This window comes from Flavobacterium album (assembly GCF_003096035.1).
Taxonomy (GTDB): Bacteria; Bacteroidota; Bacteroidia; order Flavobacteriales; family Flavobacteriaceae; genus Flavobacterium; species Flavobacterium album.
The window spans coordinates 1,974,993-1,995,889 of the sequence record NZ_CP029186.1; the positions used below are offsets into that span (position 1 = coordinate 1,974,993).

Annotated in this window: 17 protein-coding genes and 4 tRNA genes; all 21 read left to right on the forward strand. The window is 44.6% G+C overall.

The window, feature by feature from the left end; translation table 11 throughout:
* Positions 1 to 69 precede the first annotated feature (69 nt).
* The 21 genes from HYN59_RS08730 to rpoC all read left to right on the forward strand — a co-directional run bounded on the left by HYN59_RS08730 (position 70) and on the right by rpoC (position 20,896).
* Positions 70 to 2,355: a DUF7619 domain-containing protein gene (locus tag HYN59_RS08730; protein ID WP_108777905.1), complete on the forward strand. Its 2,286-nt coding sequence runs from the start codon at positions 70 to 72 to the stop codon at positions 2,353 to 2,355.
* A 117-nt stretch (positions 2,356 to 2,472) separates the two neighbouring features.
* Positions 2,473 to 3,744 (forward strand): DUF2851 family protein, encoded by a 1,272-nt coding sequence (locus HYN59_RS08735; protein WP_108777906.1) that lies wholly within the window; start codon positions 2,473 to 2,475, stop codon positions 3,742 to 3,744.
* Positions 3,745 to 3,812: 68 nt separating this feature from the next.
* Complete coding sequence (locus tag HYN59_RS08740) at positions 3,813 to 4,040, forward strand: PspC domain-containing protein (RefSeq protein ID WP_181369538.1); 228 nt, start codon at positions 3,813 to 3,815, stop codon at positions 4,038 to 4,040.
* Between the two features lie 16 nt (positions 4,041 to 4,056).
* Positions 4,057 to 4,968, forward strand: a complete 912-nt coding sequence (locus HYN59_RS08745) for a ComEA family DNA-binding protein (RefSeq protein ID WP_108777907.1) — start codon at positions 4,057 to 4,059, stop codon at positions 4,966 to 4,968.
* 10 nt (positions 4,969 to 4,978) lie between these two features.
* Positions 4,979 to 6,121 (forward strand): acyl-CoA dehydrogenase family protein, encoded by a 1,143-nt coding sequence (locus tag HYN59_RS08750; protein ID WP_108777908.1) that lies wholly within the window; start codon positions 4,979 to 4,981, stop codon positions 6,119 to 6,121.
* Positions 6,122 to 6,296: 175 nt separating this feature from the next.
* Positions 6,297 to 6,491, forward strand: coding sequence for a 30S ribosomal protein S21 (gene rpsU, locus HYN59_RS08755; protein WP_108777909.1), 195 nt, complete (start codon positions 6,297 to 6,299; stop codon positions 6,489 to 6,491).
* Positions 6,492 to 6,558: 67 nt separating this feature from the next.
* Positions 6,559 to 7,461 carry a tyrosine-type recombinase/integrase gene (locus HYN59_RS08760; protein WP_108777910.1) on the forward strand — a complete coding sequence of 301 codons (903 nt, stop codon included), beginning with the start codon at positions 6,559 to 6,561 and terminating at the stop codon, positions 7,459 to 7,461.
* A gap of 27 nt (positions 7,462 to 7,488) precedes the next feature.
* A complete protein-coding gene (gene hpf / locus HYN59_RS08765; protein WP_108779687.1) occupies positions 7,489 to 7,791 on the forward strand; it encodes a ribosome hibernation-promoting factor, HPF/YfiA family in 303 nt (100 codons plus the stop codon).
* Positions 7,792 to 7,883: 92 nt separating this feature from the next.
* A tRNA-Thr gene (locus tag HYN59_RS08770) sits at positions 7,884 to 7,957 on the forward strand.
* A gap of 45 nt (positions 7,958 to 8,002) precedes the next feature.
* A tRNA-Tyr gene (locus HYN59_RS08775) sits at positions 8,003 to 8,083 on the forward strand.
* A 96-nt stretch (positions 8,084 to 8,179) separates the two neighbouring features.
* Positions 8,180 to 8,251: transfer RNA gene (locus tag HYN59_RS08780), tRNA-Thr, on the forward strand.
* 52 nt (positions 8,252 to 8,303) lie between these two features.
* Positions 8,304 to 9,491: an elongation factor Tu gene (gene tuf / locus HYN59_RS08785; RefSeq protein ID WP_108777911.1), complete on the forward strand. Its 1,188-nt coding sequence runs from the start codon at positions 8,304 to 8,306 to the stop codon at positions 9,489 to 9,491.
* A 58-nt stretch (positions 9,492 to 9,549) separates the two neighbouring features.
* Positions 9,550 to 9,620 (forward strand) — tRNA-Trp (locus tag HYN59_RS08790).
* 16 nt (positions 9,621 to 9,636) lie between these two features.
* Positions 9,637 to 9,831 carry a preprotein translocase subunit SecE gene (secE, locus tag HYN59_RS08795; protein ID WP_108777912.1) on the forward strand — a complete coding sequence of 65 codons (195 nt, stop codon included), beginning with the start codon at positions 9,637 to 9,639 and terminating at the stop codon, positions 9,829 to 9,831.
* 10 nt (positions 9,832 to 9,841) lie between these two features.
* Entirely contained in the window at positions 9,842 to 10,393 is a 552-nt protein-coding gene (nusG, locus tag HYN59_RS08800) for a transcription termination/antitermination protein NusG (protein WP_108777913.1), read from the forward strand.
* A gap of 68 nt (positions 10,394 to 10,461) precedes the next feature.
* Entirely contained in the window at positions 10,462 to 10,899 is a 438-nt protein-coding gene (rplK, locus tag HYN59_RS08805; RefSeq protein WP_108777914.1) for a 50S ribosomal protein L11, read from the forward strand.
* A gap of 18 nt (positions 10,900 to 10,917) precedes the next feature.
* A complete protein-coding gene (rplA, locus tag HYN59_RS08810; RefSeq protein WP_108777915.1) occupies positions 10,918 to 11,607 on the forward strand; it encodes a 50S ribosomal protein L1 in 690 nt (229 codons plus the stop codon).
* A 23-nt stretch (positions 11,608 to 11,630) separates the two neighbouring features.
* Positions 11,631 to 12,146: a 50S ribosomal protein L10 gene (gene rplJ / locus HYN59_RS08815; protein WP_108777916.1), complete on the forward strand. Its 516-nt coding sequence runs from the start codon at positions 11,631 to 11,633 to the stop codon at positions 12,144 to 12,146.
* A 62-nt stretch (positions 12,147 to 12,208) separates the two neighbouring features.
* Entirely contained in the window at positions 12,209 to 12,586 is a 378-nt protein-coding gene (gene rplL / locus HYN59_RS08820; RefSeq protein WP_108777917.1) for a 50S ribosomal protein L7/L12, read from the forward strand.
* Positions 12,587 to 12,713: 127 nt separating this feature from the next.
* The gene (gene rpoB, locus HYN59_RS08825; RefSeq protein WP_108777918.1) at positions 12,714 to 16,526 is read left to right on the forward strand and encodes a DNA-directed RNA polymerase subunit beta; all 3,813 of its coding nucleotides are present in this window, start codon (positions 12,714 to 12,716) and stop codon (positions 16,524 to 16,526) included.
* 71 nt (positions 16,527 to 16,597) lie between these two features.
* Positions 16,598 to 20,896 carry a DNA-directed RNA polymerase subunit beta' gene (gene rpoC / locus HYN59_RS08830; RefSeq protein WP_108777919.1) on the forward strand — a complete coding sequence of 1,433 codons (4,299 nt, stop codon included), beginning with the start codon at positions 16,598 to 16,600 and terminating at the stop codon, positions 20,894 to 20,896.
* The last annotated feature ends 1 nt before the right edge of the window (position 20,897 follow it).

Here is a 20,897-nt window from a genome sequence, read left to right on the forward strand (position 1 = left end):
TTTTTTATTTTATTCTACGCAACCTTTTCCAATTACCGCGACTATAGAATAAATAAACCCAAAAATACCATGAAAAGCACTTTACTCTTTTTAATGCTGCTGCTGTCCGGGATAGCAGGCGCACAGATCGTGAATATACCGGATGTTGCTTTTAAAAATGCTCTTTTAACAGGAGATGATATTATAGCAAAGAATAGTACAGGAAATAGTATCGTTATTAATGCCAACGGTGATGGCGAAGTACAGATGAGTGAAGCCCTTGCTGTTTGGGAAATGACTATCACCAATAATTATGATGGCGTGAGCATTCAGGGAATTGAAGCTTTCTCAAATTTAAGGACGCTAACACTAGACTATCTTTATAATGTCATTGTGCTTAACCTTACAGGACTCTCAAATCTTGAACATTTGAGTATTGCTTATTTTGGTGGTGATGAAATTAATATTGACGGGCTTTCTAATTTAAAAAGCCTTTTCATTGAAAATGCATTTTATGCTGATATATCTAACGTTGGATTATCCAGCCTCACGGACTTACAGGTCAATTATTCGGCTATGAACATCGATATGACACAGTTACCGGCTATTGAAAGAGTACAAATGGCTGAATCAGACCAAAGAATTTGTAATTTTTCAGGGTGCACGAACCTACAGCTCCTTAAAATGGAACATGCCTATGGACTACAATCAATTACATTAGGCGATAAACCGTTCTTGGCCGAACTGCTACTTGATAATGATGGGAATGATGCCAATCTTACCTCAATAGATATTAGCGGATGTACAGCACTTACCCGGCTAAACATTTATTATGACAATCCTATTATTCAACAGGGTGTTCGTTACCTCAATTTGAAAAATGGAGTTACGGAATATGAATCTTTTTCTGTGGTAATAAATACTCTTGAGATGTTTCCTGTTTATGTCTGTGTTGAAGAAGGAATGGAAGGCTTAATAACAACAACTGCGCAATCAGGCCAGTATACGCAGATCAGCACCTACTGCTCCTTTACCCCTGGCGGCGATTATAATACAATTGCAGGTAATCTCACTTTCGACAACAACAACAATGGCTGCGATGGAAATGATGCCTATACCGGCTTTGTTCGGCTCAATATCGATAATGGCCTTGAGCAGCTAAGTACATTCACGGCTTCCGGTCACTATAACTTTTTTACCCAGGCAGGTACTTATACACTAACCCCGCAACTGGAAAACGACTGGTTTACCGTAACACCTCCTATGGCAGCTATTACACAGGAAGTGGTTGATAACAGCACTACTACCCAAAATTTCTGTGTTACTGCCGACGGTGTGCATCCCGATGTAGAGGTCGTAATAACACCGTTATGGAATGCCCAGCCCGGCTTTGATGCCTATTATAAAATAATTTACCGAAACAAAGGCAACCAAACCCTTTCCGGTGCTATAACCCTCAATTATTATGACAATGTTTTGGATTATGTGGGAGCATACCCCGCAGAAACTTCTTCAGCAACAGGCACACTCTCGTGGAACTATAGTGACCTGCTGCCTTTTGAAAGCCGCACTGTATTTGTCACTTTTAATCTGAACGGCCCAATGGAAACACCTGCGGTAAATATTGATGATGTGCTGGCATTCTCGGCATCGGTAACATCCGCAACAAGCGATGAAAACCCTGCCGATAATACATTTGTATTAAACCAAATAGTTACTGGCTCCTTCGACCCCAACGACATCACCTGCCTAGAAGGCCACAGTGTTTTCCCGGACAGGATAGGCGACTACCTCCACTACAATATCAATTTTGAGAATACCGGTACAGCACCGGCAACTTTTATTGTGGTAAAAGACAATATCGACGAAACAAAATTCGATATTAGCTCTTTGCAATTAATGGACGCTTCCCATGCTATACATACAAGGATCAAAGGCAACAAAGTGGAATTCATTTTCGACAACATCAACCTTGGCCCGGAAGAAAAAGGCAATGTAACCTTCAAGATAAAAACAAAGAGTACGCTACAGGTAAATGACGACGTGACTCAGCAGGCCGATATCTTCTTCGATTACAACTGGCCAATACAGACTAATGAAGCGACAACAACTTTCGAAGTTTTGAGCCGCGGTGATTTTGCAAAGGATAATTCGGTAAAAGTATATCCCAATCCGGTTAAGGACATTGTAACCATATCAGCCAATTCCAATATAAAATCAATACAGTTGTACGATATCCAGGGCAGGTTGCTGCAGTCGGCAACCGCAAATGATGTTCATACAACGATTGACCTTTCATCAAGGGCCTCAGGAATATATTTTGTAAAAGTGCTCACGGATAAAGGCATAAAAGTAGAGAAGGCAGTAAAGGAGTAAGGCTTTGTTGCCCAACCAAACCGGTACAATCGTACCGGTTTTTTTTGTCACACCGATAAATATTTAGATTTGTGTAATTCATGGCAAAATCCTTACTTTAGTAATTATTTACACGCCATGAAAGAAGATTTTTTACACCACGTTTGGCACTATAAAAAATTCAGCATCCACGGATTGAAAACCGTGCAGGGTGAAGACATCGAGATACTAAACGCCGGGCAGTACCTGCAGCAGACCGGCCCGGATTTCTTCAACGCGCAGATCGTTATAGGCGGGCAAAAATGGGCAGGCAATGTGGAGATACACCTCCGGTCGTCCGACTGGTACCTGCACAGCCACGAAAACGATCCTAATTATGACAATGTCGTGCTGCACGTAGTCTGGGATCACGATACCCAGGTACTGCGAAAGGACAACTCTGAAATTCCAGTGCTGGAGCTAAAGCATTATACCGACCCGAAGCTGCTCGAAAGCTATAATGCCCTGGCCGCCGCCAAAACCTGGATATACTGCGAAAAGGAACTGGAAACTATGAATTCCTTTATACTTGAGAATTGGAAAGAGCGCTTGTTCTTCGAGCGCCTCGAACGCAAAGCCGCACCTATAATACAACTGGCACAAGAGACCGGCAACGACTGGGAAGCCGTACTCTTCTGTTTCCTTGCTAAAAATTTCGGGCTTAATACCAATGGCAATGCATTTTATGCAATAGCGGGCTCCCTGCCTTTTGCTTTAGTTCGTAAAGAAAGCTTTGATGCCGGAAACCTTGAAGCGCTTTTCTTTGGAAGGGCCGGACTGCTGGATGGCGATCCCGAGGATGTGTATCCGCTTGACCTGAAAGCCCGATTTGAGTACATGAGCAACAAGCACCAATTGCAGCGGGTACATATTGACAACCTGGAATTTTTCAGGCACCGCCCCGATAATTTCCCTACTATACGATTGTCGCAGTTTGCCGCGCTATACAATGCCCATCAAAACCTCTTTTCCAAAATAATCAATTGTGCCACGGTTGAAGAGATTTATAAAGTATTTGAAGTGCAGGCATCGGCCTACTGGCAATCGCATTATACCTTCGATAAAGAAAGCACTAAAAAACGAAAAGCGCTTACCGCATCATTTATCGACCTTATTATCATCAACACGGTAATCCCTTTTCGTTTTGCATATGCCAAAAGCACGGGGAAAGAGGTTAGCGAAGAGCTTGTGGCGCTTCTGCAGGCCGTAGCGCCCGAGAAGAACGCAATTGTAGATAAGTTCCGGTCGTTTAAAGTCACTGCTGGATCAGCCTACGATACCCAGTCGCTCCTTCAGCTCCGCAACGAATATTGCTCCCGCAAGCGCTGCATGCAATGTGCCCTGGGACTGGAACTTTTAAAAAGCAATTGATTTTATTACTACTTTTGAAGCAATTCAGTTGGAGTGAGCAACCTTAAACTTTAAACCTGAAACAAATAATGAAAATCATAACTGATATCAGGCACTTTTTCGAAAAGCATGGCTTTGAAGTGTCGCAGCGCCTTGCCGACAGGCTGGGCATGCGCGCTACCAACGTACGTCTGTTTTTCATCTACATATCCTTCGTAACGGTAGGGCTGTGGTTTGGCGTTTACCTTACGCTCGCTTTCTGGCTGAAACTAAAGGACATGATCTATACAAAAAGGAGCTCTGTTTTCGATCTTTAGTTAATCGCAGGTGTACATGAAGCCATTTAATTTTCTTTTGCAATTTTCTTCCGGGCAGCGAAAAGGCATCGTGGCATTGTTTTTGTTGGTCATTGTTTTCCAGGCAATTTATTTTATAGTGGCTTCAGTTGATTTTTCAGATGAAAAAACACGATCCGCTGAAGAAAAAGAATGGCTTGCGCTTCAGCCCGAAATCGACGCCCTCAAATCTAAAAAAGCTGTAGGCGGCAAAGACTCAATTTATCCCTTCAATCCTAATTTCATTTCCGATTACAAAGGCTACACCCTGGGTATGTCCGCTGCAGAGATCGACAGGCTGCACGCTTTCAGGAAAACAGGTAAGTTCATCAACTCTCCCGACGACTTCAGGAAAGTCACTAAAGTATCCGACAGCTTGCTCGCAAAGCTGGCGCCATACTTTAAATTCCCGGATTGGGTCAATAAGAAAGAGAACGCTCCTGAACACGAAAATCGTGCTTTCGGAGAAAAGGAAACCAAACCTGCTTATAGTAAAGAAGAAAAGAAGGTTGCCCAATTGGATATCAACGCAGCATTGGAGGAAGACCTTGTAAAAGTCTATGGGATAGGTCCTTACTTCGCTAAGAAAATTTTGCGTTATCGCGCCGATCTTGGCGCCTTCGTAAGCATGGACCAAATGGAAGATATAGGCGATCTTTCCCCCGAAGCTGTTGCCGGCCTGAAGAAAAATTTTAAGGTTGGCGCGGCGCCCGATGTCAATAAAATCAATGTGAATACCGCTTCTTTACAGCAGTTGTCCCGGTTTTCATACTTTAATAGAAATCTTGCCAAAGCGATACTCACCCGTAGAAGCATGAATGGTAAAATCGCCAACATTGAAGAATTGTCAAAAATTAATGATTTTCCTGTTGATAAAATAAAAATAATTGCTCTATATTTGGAATTCTAAAATTACAGACATGAATTTCGAATATAGCGAAACGCAAAACATGATCGCGCAGTCGATCAGGGATTTTGCAGAACAACACATTCGTCCGAATATTATGGAGTGGGACGAAAGCCAGCATTTTCCGGTAGACCTTTTTAAAAAATTAGGCGAGATGGGCTTTATGGGTGTCCTTGTTCCTGAGGAACTTGGGGGTTCCGGCCTTGGTTACCATGAGTACATTACCATTGTCGAGGAGATTTCTAAGGTAGACCCTTCCATCGGGTTGTCGGTTGCAGCACACAATTCACTATGTACCAACCACATTTTGACTTTTGGTAACGAAGAGCAAAAGAAAAAATGGATACCAAAACTAGCTACTGCCGAGCACATCGGTGCATGGGGCCTTACAGAGCATAATACCGGGTCTGACGCAGGCGGAATGAATACTACTGCTGTAAAAGACGGCGACCACTGGATTGTGAACGGTGCCAAGAACTTTATCACGCATGCAAAATCAGGCGACATTGCTGTGGTTATAGTGCGTACCGGCGAAAAAGGCGACTCTAAAGGTATGACGGCTTTCGTCTTCGAAAAAGGCATGCCGGGCTTTACCAGCGGTAAAAAAGAAAACAAGCTGGGCATGCGTGCCAGCGAGACCGCCGAGCTTATATTTGATAACTGCCGCGTCCCTGATGCTAACAGGCTGGGCGAGGTAGGCGAGGGCTTTATCCAGGCGATGAAAGTGCTTGACGGCGGAAGGATATCTATTGGCGCATTGTCATTGGGTATAGCAAAGGGCGCTTATGAAGCTGCATTGAAATATTCAAAAGAGCGCCACCAGTTCGGCCAGCCAATCAGCAATTTCCAGGGCATTGCCTTCAAGCTTGCAGATATGGCTACCGAGATCGAAGCGTCGGAGCTATTGCTTCACAAAGCGGCTTACCTTAAAAATAATAATAAGAAAATGACTGTTGCCGGCGCTATGGGCAAAATGTATTCTTCGGAGGTATGTGTGCGCGTTTCCAATGAGGCGGTACAGATCCATGGAGGCTACGGCTATACCAAGGATTACCCGGTTGAAAAATTTTACCGTGACTCCAAGCTGTGCACGATTGGCGAAGGTACTACAGAGATACAAAAGCTGGTTATATCACGCAACCTGCTTAAAGAATAGTTTTGACTCTATAATATATAAACGGGCTGCTTAAGGGCAGCCCGTTTTATTTGGTTTGACAAACAATGCATTGGTTTACAGTGATAAATGCCCGGAATAAAAATTTCAAATTTATAATTCATAATCTAAAATAATGTTTTAAGTTTGCAGCCTTAACGAGAGGAGGTGTTATGCTATGTTAATTATTCCAATTAAAGACGGAGAGAATATCGATAGGGCGCTAAAGCGTTACAAGCGTAAATTCGACAAAACCGGAGTTGTTCGTCAGTTAAGGCGTCGTCAGGCGTTCATCAAGCCATCTGTATCAAGGAGGGCTGAGATCCAGAAAGCAGCTTATATCCAGGGACTACGCGACTCATTAGAGAACTAGTAGTTTTTTCGGATCAAAATAATAACCGTTACCGCTAAAAGTTTAACTTTGCGTGTAACGGTTTTTTATGGTTAACAGCAAACAGGCATACCGCGATTACCTGCAGAAAGAGAAGAACTATTCCCTTCTCACCCTGCGCGCCTACCTGGACGACATTACCGCTTTTGAGTCGTTTATTAAGGCGTGCGATGAAGGCGCAGCGCTCGAAGAGGTAAACTACAGCCAGGTGCGGAGCTGGATTGTGCAGTTGGTGGATGATGGTATATCGAATTCGTCTGTCAACAGGAAAATGTCCTCCCTCAAATCTTTCTATAAATTTCTTCTCAAAGCCAAACAGATAGAGTCCAGCCCGCTTCAAAAGCATAAGGCACTCAAAACCGAAAAAAAAGTTCAGGTTCCTTTTTCGGAGAAGGAACTTCAGGATGTTGTCGACTTCAATGAATACCCAGAAGATTTTGAGGGTATACGCAACAGGCTTATTATAGAGTTGTTCTACACTACAGGCATGCGCCGTGCAGAGCTTATCGGGCTTACACTGGGAAGCTACGATCCCGAAAATCAGACGCTTAAAGTATTGGGTAAACGGAATAAAGAAAGGATACTGCCGGTGCTTGGCTGTACAGCTGAGCTTATAAGCAAATACATGGCTGAAAGGCAACGGCTTCCGGGTATCCGCGACAGGGATGTGTTAATTTTGAATGCCAAAGGAGATAAAATCAGCGAATCGTTTGTTTATAGGTTAATAAATTGTTACTTTAGTGTTGTCTCCGGCAAGGTGAAAAAGAGCCCGCACATTTTGCGGCATACTTTTGCAACACACCTTCTTAATAACGGGGCGGATTTAAATTCAGTAAAGGAATTATTAGGCCACGCAAGTTTATCATCCACACAAATATATACCCACAGCAGTCTTGCAGAGTTAAAAAAGGTGTATGGTGATGCCCACCCGCGCAGCCGTCGTGATTCCTAAATGTCTAACGATAAAAAAGTTATAATTATGAAAGTAAATGTTCATGCAGTCAACTTTACGGTTGACAGGAAACTGGTTGGCTATGTTCAGGAGAGATTGGATAAGCTTGAAAAGTATTATGATAAAGTAGTGACTTCGGATGTGTTTTTTAAGCTGGACAATACAAGCGATAAGGAAAATAAGATTGCAGAGATAAAGATTGCAGTCCCGGGAGATGAGTTCATAGTCAAAAAACAGTGCAAATCATTTGAGGAAGCGGTAGAACTTGCGGCTGAATCAATGGAACGTTTACTGATGAAAAGAAAACAAAAAATCAGGGCTCATTCATAATGAGAAAAAAAATATCAAAAATGTTTTGATTAAAAAATAAAATCTATACATTTGCAGTCCGTTAGAAATAGCGGACTTTTTTATTATAAGTTGCCGGTGTAGCTCAGCTGGCTAGAGCAGCTGATTTGTAATCAGCAGGTCGTGGGTTCGAGTCCCTCTATCGGCTCAAATATCGTTTTCGATAAGCAACTGAAAAGTAAAAGGTTAAGGAGGGGAGATACTCAAGCGGCCAACGAGGACGGACTGTAAATCCGTTGGGAAACCTTCGCAGGTTCGAATCCTGCTCTCCCCACAAAACTTTTGTTTTGAATGATAAATTGTGAATGTTGAATGATTGCCGCAAGGGAATTTAAAATATAGCATTTAAAATTTAAAATAAATGGAAGCCGCCGGTGTAGCTCAGGGGTAGAGTGCTTCCTTGGTAAGGAAGAGGTCACGGGTTCAAATCCCGTCATTGGCTCAACGTTAGAATTTGAACACTAATTATATAACTAAGATTAAATTATTAAATCATGGCAAAGGAAACTTTTGATAGGTCGAAGCCGCACCTTAACATAGGTACAATCGGGCACGTTGACCACGGTAAAACAACCCTTACAGCTGCTATTACAAAAGTATTGGCAGATGCAGGTCTTTCTGAGGCTAAGTCATTCGACCAAATTGACAACGCTCCTGAAGAAAAAGAAAGGGGTATTACTATTAATACTTCACACGTAGAGTATGCTACAGCTAACCGTCACTATGCGCACGTTGACTGTCCGGGTCACGCGGATTACGTGAAAAACATGGTTACAGGTGCTGCCCAGATGGACGGTGCTATCCTTGTGGTTGCTGCAACAGACGGACCGATGCCACAAACACGTGAGCACATCCTTCTTGGTCGCCAGGTAGGTGTTCCTCGTATGGTTGTTTTCATGAACAAAGTGGATATGGTTGATGATGCTGAGCTTCTTGAGCTTGTAGAAATGGAAATCCGTGACCTTCTTTCTTTCTATCAGTATGATGGAGATAACGGACCGGTTATCCAGGGATCTGCTCTTGGTGCACTTAACGGTGAGCCAAAATGGGTTGATACAGTAATGCAATTGATGGATGCTGTTGATACTTGGATCGAGCTTCCTGCACGTGACGTTGATAAGCCATTCCTAATGCCGGTTGAAGACGTATTCACAATTACTGGTCGTGGTACTGTTGCTACAGGCCGTATCGAAACAGGTGTTGCTAACACAGGTGACCCGGTTGAAATCATCGGTATGGGTGCTGAGAAACTTACTTCTACAATCACTGGTGTTGAGATGTTCCGTAAAATCCTTGACAGGGGTGAAGCTGGTGACAACGTAGGTCTTCTTCTTCGTGGTATCGATAAGTCTGATATCAAAAGGGGTATGGTTATCATTAAGCCGGGATCTGTTAAGCCGCACGCTCACTTCAAAGCTGAGGTTTATATCCTTAAGAAAGAAGAAGGTGGACGTCACACTCCATTCCACAACAACTACCGTCCTCAGTTCTACGTTCGTACAACTGACGTAACAGGAACAATTTCTCTTCCTGCAGGTGTTGAGATGGTTATGCCAGGTGATAACCTTACTATCGATGTACAACTACTTAGTCCAATCGCTCTTAGCGTAGGTCTTCGTTTCGCTATCCGTGAGGGTGGTCGTACAGTAGGTGCAGGTCAGGTTACTGAAATTCTTGACTAATTATTTTTAAATAAATAAAAAGCCAGCAGATGCTTGTGCATCGGCTGGCTTTTAACAAACGGGCGTAGTTCAAGGGTAGAATAGCGGTCTCCAAAACCGTTGATGGGGGTTCGAATCCCTCCGCCCGTGCAAAAAAGGAAATACAATGAAGGTTACCAATTATATATCAGAGGCATTTGGCGAGCTAAAAACGAATGTTACCTGGCCTGAGTGGTCAGAGGTACAGCGCCTTACAATTATTGTTGCGGTTTTTTCGGTAATATTTGCCCTGATCACCTTTGGTGTTGATAAAGGCTTCGAGGTCCTTGTGGCAAAAGTGTATAGTTTCTTAAAAAACTAATTTTATAATGATGACTGATAACAGTGTCAAAAAGTGGTATGTCGTTAGAGCGGTAAGCGGTCAGGAAAATAAAGTTAAGAACTATATCGAAACCGAGATCAACAGGCTTGGCATGGCAGATTATGTTTCCCAGGTTCTTGTGCCTACCGAGAAGGTAGTGCAGGTGCGCGAAGGAAAGAAAATCAGCAAAGACAGGGTGTACTTTCCGGGATATGTAATGATTGAGGCTAACCTGACAGGTGAAATACCACACATAATAAAGTCTATAGCCGGTGTTATCGGTTTTCTTGGAGAAACAAAAGGTGGCGATGCAGTGCCATTGCGCCTTTCTGAGGTAAACAGGATGCTTGGTAAGGTAGACGAACTGTCTGTGAAGACTGATAATGTTTCGATACCATTTACGGTAGGCGAGACGATCAAGGTGATAGACGGGCCTTTCAACGGTTTTAACGGTACGGTTGAAAAGGTAAATGAAGAAAAGCGTAAGCTTGAGGTTATGGTGAAGATCTTCGGAAGGAAGACCCCGCTGGAACTCAGCTTTATGCAGGTTGAAAAAGTATAATTTTTGTTACACTTATTATAAATCACATCCTCGCTTCCAATTGAAGATGTGCTAAATCTTTTAAAGAAATGGCTAAAGAAATTAGTAAAGTAGTTAAACTACAAGTTAAGGGAGGTGCTGCGAATCCGTCGCCACCGGTTGGACCTGCTTTGGGAGCTGCGGGCGTTAATATCATGGAGTTCTGTAAGCAGTTCAATGCCAGGACCCAGGATAAGCCCGGCAAAGTTTTACCGGTACAGATTACTGTGTACAAAGACAAATCTTTCGAGTTTGTTGTTAAAACGCCACCGGCTGCTATACAGCTGATGGATGCTGCCAAGCTAAAAGGCGGATCGGGTGAGCCGAACCGTAAAAAAGTTGCAAGCGTTACCTGGGATCAGATCAGGGCTATCGCAGAAGACAAAATGCCGGACCTGAATGCTTTCACTATCGAGAAAGCAATGAGCATGGTTGCCGGTACTGCAAGGTCTATGGGTATAACCGTATCAGGAGCAGCTCCTTTTTAATCGTAAAAAGAAAACGAAATGGCAAAATTGACAAAAAAACAGAAAGAGGCTGCTTCAAAGATTGAGAAGAACAAGCTGTATTCATTGAAAGATGCATCTGCATTGATCAAGACAGTTGCTTCTGCAAAATTTGATGAGTCTGTTGATATCGCAGTACGTCTGGGTGTAGATCCAAGAAAAGCGAATCAAATGGTAAGGGGCGTTGTGGCGCTTCCTCACGGAACAGGTAAAGATGTAAGGGTTCTTGCCCTTGTAACTCCTGACAAAGAAGCTGAAGCTAAAGCTGCCGGTGCAGACTTCGTAGGTTTAGATGATTACCTTCAGAAAATCAAAGACGGCTGGACTGATGTTGATGTTATCATCACAATGCCTGCAGTAATGGGTAAACTTGGTCCTTTGGGTAGGATACTTGGTCCTCGCGGACTTATGCCGAACCCTAAGACCGGTACTGTTACTATGGAAGTAGGTAAAGCAGTTCAGGAAGTGAAAGCCGGTAAAATTGACTTTAAAGTTGATAAGACAGGTATCGTTCACGCCGGTATTGGAAGGATCTCTTTTGATGCTGACAAGATCACCGAGAATGCTCACGAAATTATCCAGACATTAATCAAACTGAAGCCAACTGCAGCTAAAGGCCAGTACATAAAGAGTATCCATATCTCATCTACTATGAGCCCGGCTATTCCTTTAGATCCTAAAGCAGTTTAATTGGCAGTTAAAAATTTTATATTATGACCAAAGAAGAAAAATCAAGAGTTATTGAAGATTTAACTGCACAGTTGGCCGGTACTAATGTTGTATATGTTACCGATATTTCCGGCCTGAATGCTGAAAATACTTCAAACCTTAGAAGGGCTTGTTTCAAAGCGGGCATTAAGCTTGAAGTTGTTAAGAACACCCTGCTTGAAAAAGCAATGGGCAGCCTTGACAATAACTATGGCGACCTGCCTTCTATACTGAAAGGAAGCACTTCTATAATGATCGCAGAGAACGGAAACGCTCCTGCTAAAATCATCAAGGAATTCCGTAAAAAATCTGATAAGCCTGTACTAAAAGGCGCTTACATCCACGAAGCAGTATTCATCGGCGACAACCAGCTTGATGCCCTTGTATCGCTTAAATCTAAGGATGAAGTTATCGGAGAAATCATCGGTCTTCTTCAGTCTCCTGCTAAAAATGTTGTTTCTGCTCTTAAATCAGGCGGCAGCACTATTGCAGGACTTGTTAAAACGTTATCTGAAAGGTAACACCACCGCGAGAACGCACTTAATAAATTATATATTACAAACTATTTAAAACGATAGAAAAAATGGCAGATTTGAAACAATTCGCAGAACAACTAGTTAACCTTACTGTTAAAGAAGTTAACGAACTAGCTACAATATTGAAAGATGAGTATGGAATCGAGCCTGCAGCTGCTGCTGTAGTTGCTGCTGGTCCTGCTGCTGGCGGAGACGCTCCTGCTGCTGAAGAGCAAACTGAATTTACAGTAGTTCTTAAAGATGCCGGTGCTTCTAAACTTGCTGTAGTTAAAGCTGTAAAAGAACTTACAGGACTTGGACTTAAAGAAGCTAAAGACCTAGTTGACGGAGCTCCTGCTAACGTTAAAGAAGGCATCTCTAAAGATGAGGCTGAAGGCCTTAAGAAATCTCTGGAAGAAGCCGGAGCTGTTGTTGAGCTTAAATAAGCTTACATAGGTTAAAAAACCCAGGTTTAGGCCTTGAGAAGAACTCTCAAAGGCCTAAACCATTTTTCGTATAATAACATTTTATACGCTTTTATTTAAATTATTTTAATCAAAATTTTGTCCATTGATGATAACAAATCAGACTGAAAGATTAAATTTTGCCTCTACTAAAAACATCCCGGATTACCCGGATTTCCTTGACATTCAGGTAAAGTCGTTCAAAGATTTTTTCCAGTTGGAAACCAAATCGGATGAGAGGGGCAACGAAGGTCTTTATAACACCTTCATGGAAAACTTTCCGATCACTGACACAAGAAATCAGTTCGTGTTGGAATTCCTTGATTACTTTGTTGACCCGCCAAGATATACAATTGAAGAGTGTATAGACAGGGGGCTTACTTACAGCGTGCCACTTAAAGCAAGGCTGAAGCTGTACTGTACAGACCCTGAGCATGAGGATTTTGAAACAATTGTGCAGGATGTATATCTGGGAACTATCCCTTATATGACACCAAGCGGTACCTTTGTTATTAACGGTGCTGAGCGTGTGGTTGTTTCGCAGCTTCACAGGTCGCCCGGAGTTTTCTTTGGCCAATCTTTCCATGCAAATGGAACTAAATTATACTCTGCAAGGGTAATTCCTTTCAAAGGCTCATGGATCGAGTTCGCTACCGACATCAACAGTGTAATGTACGCGTATATCGACCGTAAGAAAAAGCTTCCTGTTACAACTTTGTTCAGGGCTATCGGCTTCGAAAGGGATAAAGACATCCTTGAGATATTTGACCTTGCTGAAGAGATCAAGGTTTCTAAAACCGGTCTTAAAAAATATATTGGCAGGAGGCTTGCCGCGCGTGTATTGAATACCTGGCACGAAGATTTCGTGGATGAGGATACAGGCGAGGTGGTTTCTATTGAGCGTAACGAGATCATACTGGATCGTGACACCATCATTGACAAAGACAATGTTGAGGAGATCATCGATTCTAACGTGAAAACGATACTGCTTCATAAAGAGGATAATAACCAGGCAGATTATGCCATTATCCACAATACATTACAAAAAGACCCTACTAACTCTGAGAAAGAAGCTGTAGAGCACATTTACCGTCAGCTGCGTAACGCAGAACCGCCTGATGAGGAAACGGCTCGTGGCATTATAGATAAATTGTTCTTCTCTGACCAGCGCTACAACCTTGGTGAAGTAGGCCGTTACAGGATGAACAAAAAACTTGGGCTTGACATCCCTATGGAAAAGCAGGTGCTTACCAAAGAGGATATCATTACCATAGTAAAATACCTTATTGAGCTTATCAACTCTAAAGCAGAGATTGATGATATCGACCACTTGTCTAATCGTCGCGTGCGTACGGTAGGCGAGCAGCTGTCGGCTCAGTTTGGTGTAGGTCTTGCACGTATGGCAAGGACTATCAGGGAGCGTATGAACGTTAGGGACAACGAGGTATTTACCCCGATTGACCTTATCAATGCCAAGACATTGTCTTCGGTTATCAACTCGTTCTTTGGTACTAACCAGCTATCGCAGTTCATGGACCAGACGAACCCGCTTGCGGAGATCACGCACAAGCGTAGGCTATCGGCTCTTGGGCCGGGCGGTCTTTCCCGTGAAAGGGCAGGTTTCGAGGTACGTGACGTTCACTACACGCACTATGGCCGTCTTTGTCCTATTGAAACACCGGAAGGCCCGAACATCGGTTTGATCTCTTCGCTTGGTGTTTATGCGAAGGTAAACGGAATGGGCTTTATTGAAACGCCATACCGTAAAGTGACCAATGGAGTGGTTGACCTTCAGTCTGAACCGGTTTACCTGAGTGCAGAGGAGGAAGAAGGCAAAATGATCGCACAGGCGAATATCGATATGAACGATGACGGACAGATCACTGCCGATAAGGTAATTGCCCGTGAGGAAGGTGACTTCCCGGTTGTTGATCCTACAGTGGTTCATTATACCGACGTTGCGCCAAACCAGATCGCTTCGATATCGGCTTCGCTTATCCCGTTCCTTGAGCATGATGATGCGAACCGTGCGCTGATGGGATCGAACATGATGCGCCAGGCAGTTCCTCTTTTACGTCCGGAAGCCCCTATCGTGGGTACAGGATTGGAGCGCCAGGTAGCTTCTGACTCAAGGGTACTTATCAATGCCGAAGGCAATGGTACCGTTGAGTATGTTGATGCCAACCAGATTACTATTAAATATGACAGGACCGACCGCGAAAGAAGCGTAAGCTTTGACGCTGACGAGAAAACCTACCAGCTTATCAAGTTCAGGAAAACCAACCAGAGCACCAGCATCAACCTTAAGCCGATCGTAAGGAAAGGCGACAGGGTAAAACTGGGCCAGGTACTTTGCGAAGGCTATGCTACGCAAAATGGTGAGCTTGCCCTTGGGCGTAACCTTAAAGTGGCGTTCATGCCATGGAAGGGCTACAACTTCGAGGATGCGATTGTGATCTCTGAAAAAGTGGTTCGTGACGATATCTTTACTTCAATCCACGTGGATGATTATTCACTGGAAGTAAGGGATACCAAATTGGGTAACGAAGAGTTGACCAACGATATCCCTAACGTAAGTGAGGAAGCGACCAAAGACCTTGACGAAAACGGTATGATCAGGATTGGTGCCGAGGTGAAGCCTGGCGACATCCTTATCGGTAAGATCACTCCAAAAGGGGAATCAGATCCTACACCGGAAGAAAAACTTCTTCGTGCGATCTTTGGTGACAAAGCCGGTGATGTGAAAGATGCTTCATTGAAAGCTTCGCCTTCACTTCATGGTGTTGTTCTTGATAAAAAACTGTTTGCGCGTGCCGTGAAGGATAAGCGCAAGCGTACTAAGGATAAAGATGATTTAGGAAAACTTGAGATGGATTTCGAAGTTAAGTTCAATGAGCTTAAAGAGAAACTTATCGATAAGCTATTCAACATCATCAACGGAAAAACTTCGCAGGGTGTTATGAACGACCTGGGTGAGGAAGTACTGCCAAAAGGCAAGAAATATACCCAGAAAATGCTGTATGCTGTTGAAGATTTTGCGCACCTTACCAAAGGGCAGTGGACTACGGACGACGATACCAACGCAATGGTAAACGACCTTATCCACAACTATAAGATCAAGCTGAATGACCTTCAGGGTGCATTGAGGAGGGAGAAATTCACCATTACGGTGGGTGACGAACTTCCGTCAGGTATCCTTAAGCTTGCTAAAGTTTACATCGCTAAGAAACGTAAGCTTAAAGTGGGTGATAAGATGGCAGGACGCCACGGTAACAAAGGTATCGTTGCGAAGATCGTACGCCATGAGGACATGCCGTTCCTTGAGGATGGTACTCCGGTAGACATCGTTCTTAACCCGCTGGGTGTACCATCGCGTATGAACATCGGGCAGATCTATGAAACGGTGCTTGGATGGGCCGGTATGAACTTAGGCAAGAAATTTGCTACGCCTATTTTCGATGGTGCTACCCTTGACCAGATCAATGCGCTGACAGATGAGGCAGGAATACCGCGCTTTGGCCACACGTATCTTTATGACGGTGGTACAGGAGAGCGTTTCCACCAGCCGGCAACCGTAGGTGTTATCTACATGCTGAAGCTGGGCCATATGGTAGACGACAAGATGCACGCGCGTTCTATCGGTCCGTACTCGCTCATCACGCAGCAGCCTCTTGGAGGTAAAGCGCAGTTTGGTGGACAGCGTTTCGGGGAGATGGAGGTTTGGGCTCTTGAAGCATACGGTGCATCGAGCACGCTTAGGGAGATACTTACCGTTAAATCGGATGACGTTATCGGAAGGGCTAAGACTTACGAGGCTATCGTTAAGGGAGAGACCATGCCGGAACCAGGCTTGCCGGAATCATTCAATGTATTGATGCACGAGCTTAAAGGCCTTGGACTAGACATCAGATTAGAAGAATAAATTTCCACGGGATGGCGCTTTTTGCGCCGTCCCTTCTATACTTTTTTTAATAAATCGATAGATTACATATCATGACGAGATTAAAAGATAAAAATACCGTTAAAAGGTTCGACAAGATTTCCATTGGGCTTGCTTCACCGGAATCTATACTTGCCGAATCAAGAGGTGAGGTCCTTAAACCGGAAACCATTAACTATCGTACGCACAAACCGGAAAGGGACGGCCTTTTTTGTGAGCGCATCTTTGGCCCTGTAAAGGATTTTGAATGTGCCTGCGGTAAATATAAAAGGATCCGCTACAAAGGGATCGTGTGTGACCGATGCGGTGTTGAAGTTACCGAGAAGAAAGTTCGACGTGACAGGGTAGGGCACATCAACCTTGTAGTGCCTATCGCCCACATCTGGTATTTCCGTTCGCTGCCAAATAAAATTGGCTATATCCTTGGCCTTCCGTCTAAGAAATTAGACATGATCATATACTACGAAAGGTATGTGGTTATACAGCCGGGTATCGCTAAAGGGCCGGATGGCGAAACCCTTAACCGATTAGATTTCCTTACTGAAGAAGAGTACCTGAACATACTGGATACCCTTCCGATGGAAAACCAATACCTTGACGATAACGACCCTAACAAGTTTATCGCCAAAATGGGTGCTGAGTGTATAATGGACCTGCTTGCAAGGATCGACCTTGATGAGCTGTCGTATAACCTTCGCCACAGCGCCAACACTGAAACGTCGAAACAACGTAAAACCGAGGCCCTTAAAAGGCTGCAGGTAGTTGAGTCGTTCCGTGAGTCGAACTTCAACAGGGAAAACCGCCCTGAGTGGATGATACTTAAGGTGATACCTGTTATCCCGCCGGAACTTCGCCCGTTGGTGCCGCTTGATGGCGGACGTTTCGCTACTTCCGATTTGAATGACCTTTACCGCAGGGTGATCATCCGTAACAACCGTCTGAAAAGGCTTATGGAGATCAAGGCCCCTGAGGTGATCCTTCGTAACGAAAAGCGTATGCTGCAGGAGTCTGTAGATTCACTATTCGATAACACAAGGAAAGCATCGGCTGTTAAGACAGAATCGAACAGGCCATTGAAATCGCTTTCCGATTCATTGAAAGGTAAGCAGGGACGTTTCCGCCAGAACCTTCTTGGTAAGCGTGTTGACTATTCGGCACGTTCGGTAATCGTCGTTGGCCCTGAAATGAAACTGTTCGAGTGCGGCCTTCCGAAAGATATGGCTGCCGAGCTGTACAAACCGTTCGTTATCCGTAAGCTTATCGAGCGCGGAATCGTGAAAACGGTAAAATCGGCCAAAAAGATAATCGACAAAAAAGAGCCTGTAGTATGGGACATCCTTGAAAATGTTATCAAAGGACACCCGGTGCTGCTCAACAGGGCCCCAACCCTTCACAGGCTTGGTATACAGGCATTCCAGCCGAAACTTATCGAAGGAAAAGCGATCCAGCTTCACCCATTGGTATGTACGGCGTTCAATGCCGACTTTGACGGTGACCAGATGGCGGTACACCTTCCGCTTGGGCCTGAGGCTATTCTTGAAGCACAGCTGTTGATGCTTGCTTCACACAATATCCTTAACCCTGCCAACGGTGCGCCTATCACGGTACCTTCTCAGGACATGGTACTTGGTCTGTACTACATGACCAAGGAACGTTTGTCTACCGAAACGAACAAAATTTTAGGCCAGGACCTTACTTTCTATTCTGCCGAAGAGGTGAACATCGCTTTGAACGAAGGAAGGCTGGAACTGAATGCACGCGTTAAGATACGTGCTAAAGACTTCAACGAAAACGGTGAGCTTGTGTACAAGATCATCCAGACTACAGCCGGAAGGGTACTCTTCAACGAAGTGGTGCCGGAAGCTGCGGGTTACATCAATGAGGTACTTACTAAGAAGTCATTAAGGGATATTATCGGTAAGATCCTAAGTGTTACCGACGTGCCTACAACGGCAGCGTTCCTTGACAATATGAAGGACATGGGTTACAAATTCGCATTTAAAGGCGGTTTGTCATTTAGCCTTGGTGATATCATTATACCTGAAAGGAAGCAGGAGCTTATTGCCGATGCCAACGAGCAGGTGGAAGGTATCTCCATGAACTATAACATGGGTCTTATTACCAACAACGAGCGCTACAACCAGGTGATCGACGTGTGGACCTCTACCAACGCATTGCTTACAGAGCTTGCCATGAAAAACATCCGCGAAGACCAGCAAGGCTTCAACTCGGTGTACATGATGCTTGACTCCGGGGCGAGGGGTTCGAAAGAGCAGATACGCCAGCTTACCGGTATGCGTGGTTTGATGGCCAAGCCTAAAAAATCGACCGCAGGTGGTGGTGAGATTATCGAGAACCCGATCCTTTCCAACTTTAAGGAAGGGCTATCGATCCTTGAGTACTTCATCTCTACGCACGGTGCACGTAAAGGTCTTGCGGATACGGCCCTTAAAACGGCGGATGCGGGATACCTTACAAGGAGGCTTCACGACGTATCGCAGGACGTTATCGTAAACTCTGTAGACTGTGGTACCCTTAGGGGCATCGAGGTTACGGCGCTTAAGAAGAACGAGGAGATCGTTGAGTCGCTTGGCGAAAGGATATTAGGCCGTGTTGCATTACAGGATGTTATCAACCCGCTTACAAGCGAAGTGCTTGTACATGCAGGTGAGCAGATAAAAGAAGCGGAAGTAAGGGCCATCAACGCAGCGCCGATAGAGAGGGTAGAAGTACGCTCGCCATTGACGTGTGAGGCTAAAAAAGGTATCTGTGCGAAATGTTACGGACGTAACCTTGCTACCGGCAAGATGACGCAGAGAGGTGAGGCTGTAGGTGTTATCGCTGCACAGTCCATCGGTGAGCCGGGTACACAGCTTACCCTTCGTACCTTCCACGTGGGTGGTACTGCAGGTAACATTTCTGAGGAATCGAGCATCGTTACCAAATTCCACGGAAGGCTGGAGATCGAAGACCTTAAAACCGTTAAGGGTGAAGACAACGAAGGCAGCGAAGTGGATATCGTGGTTTCCCGTTCGACAGAGCTTAAGCTTGTTGACGAGAAAACAGGAATACTATTAAATACACACAACATCCCTTACGGATCGAGCATCTACGTGAAAGACGGCGATGTGGTAGACAAAGGGACTGTAATATGTAAGTGGGACCCTTATAACGGGGTGATCATCTCCGAGTTTACCGGTAAGGTAGCTTATGAAGATATCGAGCAGGGACAATCGTTCATGGTTGAGATCGATGAGCAGACCGGATTCCAGGAGAAAGTAATCTCTGAGGCAAGGAACAAGAAATTGATCCCTACGCTATTGATCTACGGAAAAGACAACGAGCTTATCCGTTCGTACAACCTTCCGGTGGGTGCCCACCTTATGGTAGATAACGGCGAGAAGATCAAGGCAGGTAAGATCCTTGTTAAGATCCCAAGGCGTTCGTCCAAAGCAGGTGATATCACCGGTGGACTTCCGAGGATTACCGAACTTCTCGAAGCGCGTAACCCTTCGAACCCGGCTGTGGTATCTGAGATCGACGGTGTAGTATCGTTCGGTAAGATCAAAAGGGGTAACCGTGAGATCGTTATCGAGTCGAAATTCGGCGAGATCAAGAAATATTTGGTTAAACTTTCCAACCAGATCCTTGTTCAGGAAAACGACTACGTTAAAGCAGGTATGCCGCTGTCAGACGGTGCCATTACGCCGGAGGATATCCTCAGGATACAGGGCCCATCTGCCGTACAGCAGTACCTTGTGAACGAGATCCAGGAGGTTTACCGCCTTCAGGGTGTGAAGATCAACGACAAGCACTTTGAAGTTGTTATCCGCCAGATGATGCGTAAGGTACAGGTACAGGATCCGGGAGATACGCTGTTCCTTGAAGACCAGCTGATCCATACGTCCGACTTTATCGAAGAGAACGACAAGCTGTATGGTATGAAAGTGGTTGAGGATGCAGGTGATTCAGAGAACCTGAAACCGGGCCAGATCATATCGACACGCGAGCTAAGGGATGAGAACTCCCTGCTGAAGCGCAATGATAAGAACCAGGTAGTGGCAAGGGACGTAGTTCCTGCAACGGCAACGCCGGTACTACAGGGTATCACCAGGGCATCGCTTCAAACCAAGTCGTTCATTTCGGCTGCATCGTTCCAGGAAACTACAAAAGTACTGAACGAAGCCGCAGTAGCAGGTAAAGTTGACGGACTTGAAGGACTTAAGGAGAACGTTATCGTAGGACACAGGATACCTGCAGGTACAGGTATGAGGGATTACGACAACATCGTTGTAGGTTCTACAGAAGAATATAATGAGCTATTAACCCCGAAAGAGGAATATAACTATTAAT

Bases quoted from the DNA above. Each gene is read 5' to 3' on its own strand.
- rplL (WP_108777917.1), top strand. From the start codon at position 12,209: ATGGCAGATTTGAAACAATTCGCAGAACAACTAGTTAACCTTACTGTT.
- secE (WP_108777912.1), top strand. From the start codon at position 9,637: ATGAAGGTTACCAATTATATATCAGAGGCATTTGGCGAGCTAAAAACG.
- rpoC (WP_108777919.1), top strand. From the start codon at position 16,598: ATGACGAGATTAAAAGATAAAAATACCGTTAAAAGGTTCGACAAGATT.
- rpsU (WP_108777909.1), top strand. From the start codon at position 6,297: ATGTTAATTATTCCAATTAAAGACGGAGAGAATATCGATAGGGCGCTA.
- hpf (WP_108779687.1), top strand. From the start codon at position 7,489: ATGAAAGTAAATGTTCATGCAGTCAACTTTACGGTTGACAGGAAACTG.
- HYN59_RS08750 (WP_108777908.1), top strand. From the start codon at position 4,979: ATGAATTTCGAATATAGCGAAACGCAAAACATGATCGCGCAGTCGATC.
- tuf (WP_108777911.1), top strand. From the start codon at position 8,304: ATGGCAAAGGAAACTTTTGATAGGTCGAAGCCGCACCTTAACATAGGT.
- nusG (WP_108777913.1), top strand. From the start codon at position 9,842: ATGACTGATAACAGTGTCAAAAAGTGGTATGTCGTTAGAGCGGTAAGC.
- HYN59_RS08760 (WP_108777910.1), top strand. From the start codon at position 6,559: ATGGTTAACAGCAAACAGGCATACCGCGATTACCTGCAGAAAGAGAAG.
- HYN59_RS08740 (WP_181369538.1), top strand. From the start codon at position 3,813: ATGAAAATCATAACTGATATCAGGCACTTTTTCGAAAAGCATGGCTTT.
- rpoB (WP_108777918.1), top strand. From the start codon at position 12,714: ATGATAACAAATCAGACTGAAAGATTAAATTTTGCCTCTACTAAAAAC.
- HYN59_RS08730 (WP_108777905.1), top strand. From the start codon at position 70: ATGAAAAGCACTTTACTCTTTTTAATGCTGCTGCTGTCCGGGATAGCA.
- rplK (WP_108777914.1), top strand. From the start codon at position 10,462: ATGGCTAAAGAAATTAGTAAAGTAGTTAAACTACAAGTTAAGGGAGGT.
- HYN59_RS08735 (WP_108777906.1), top strand. From the start codon at position 2,473: ATGAAAGAAGATTTTTTACACCACGTTTGGCACTATAAAAAATTCAGC.
- HYN59_RS08745 (WP_108777907.1), top strand. From the start codon at position 4,057: ATGAAGCCATTTAATTTTCTTTTGCAATTTTCTTCCGGGCAGCGAAAA.
- rplJ (WP_108777916.1), top strand. From the start codon at position 11,631: ATGACCAAAGAAGAAAAATCAAGAGTTATTGAAGATTTAACTGCACAG.
- rplA (WP_108777915.1), top strand. From the start codon at position 10,918: ATGGCAAAATTGACAAAAAAACAGAAAGAGGCTGCTTCAAAGATTGAG.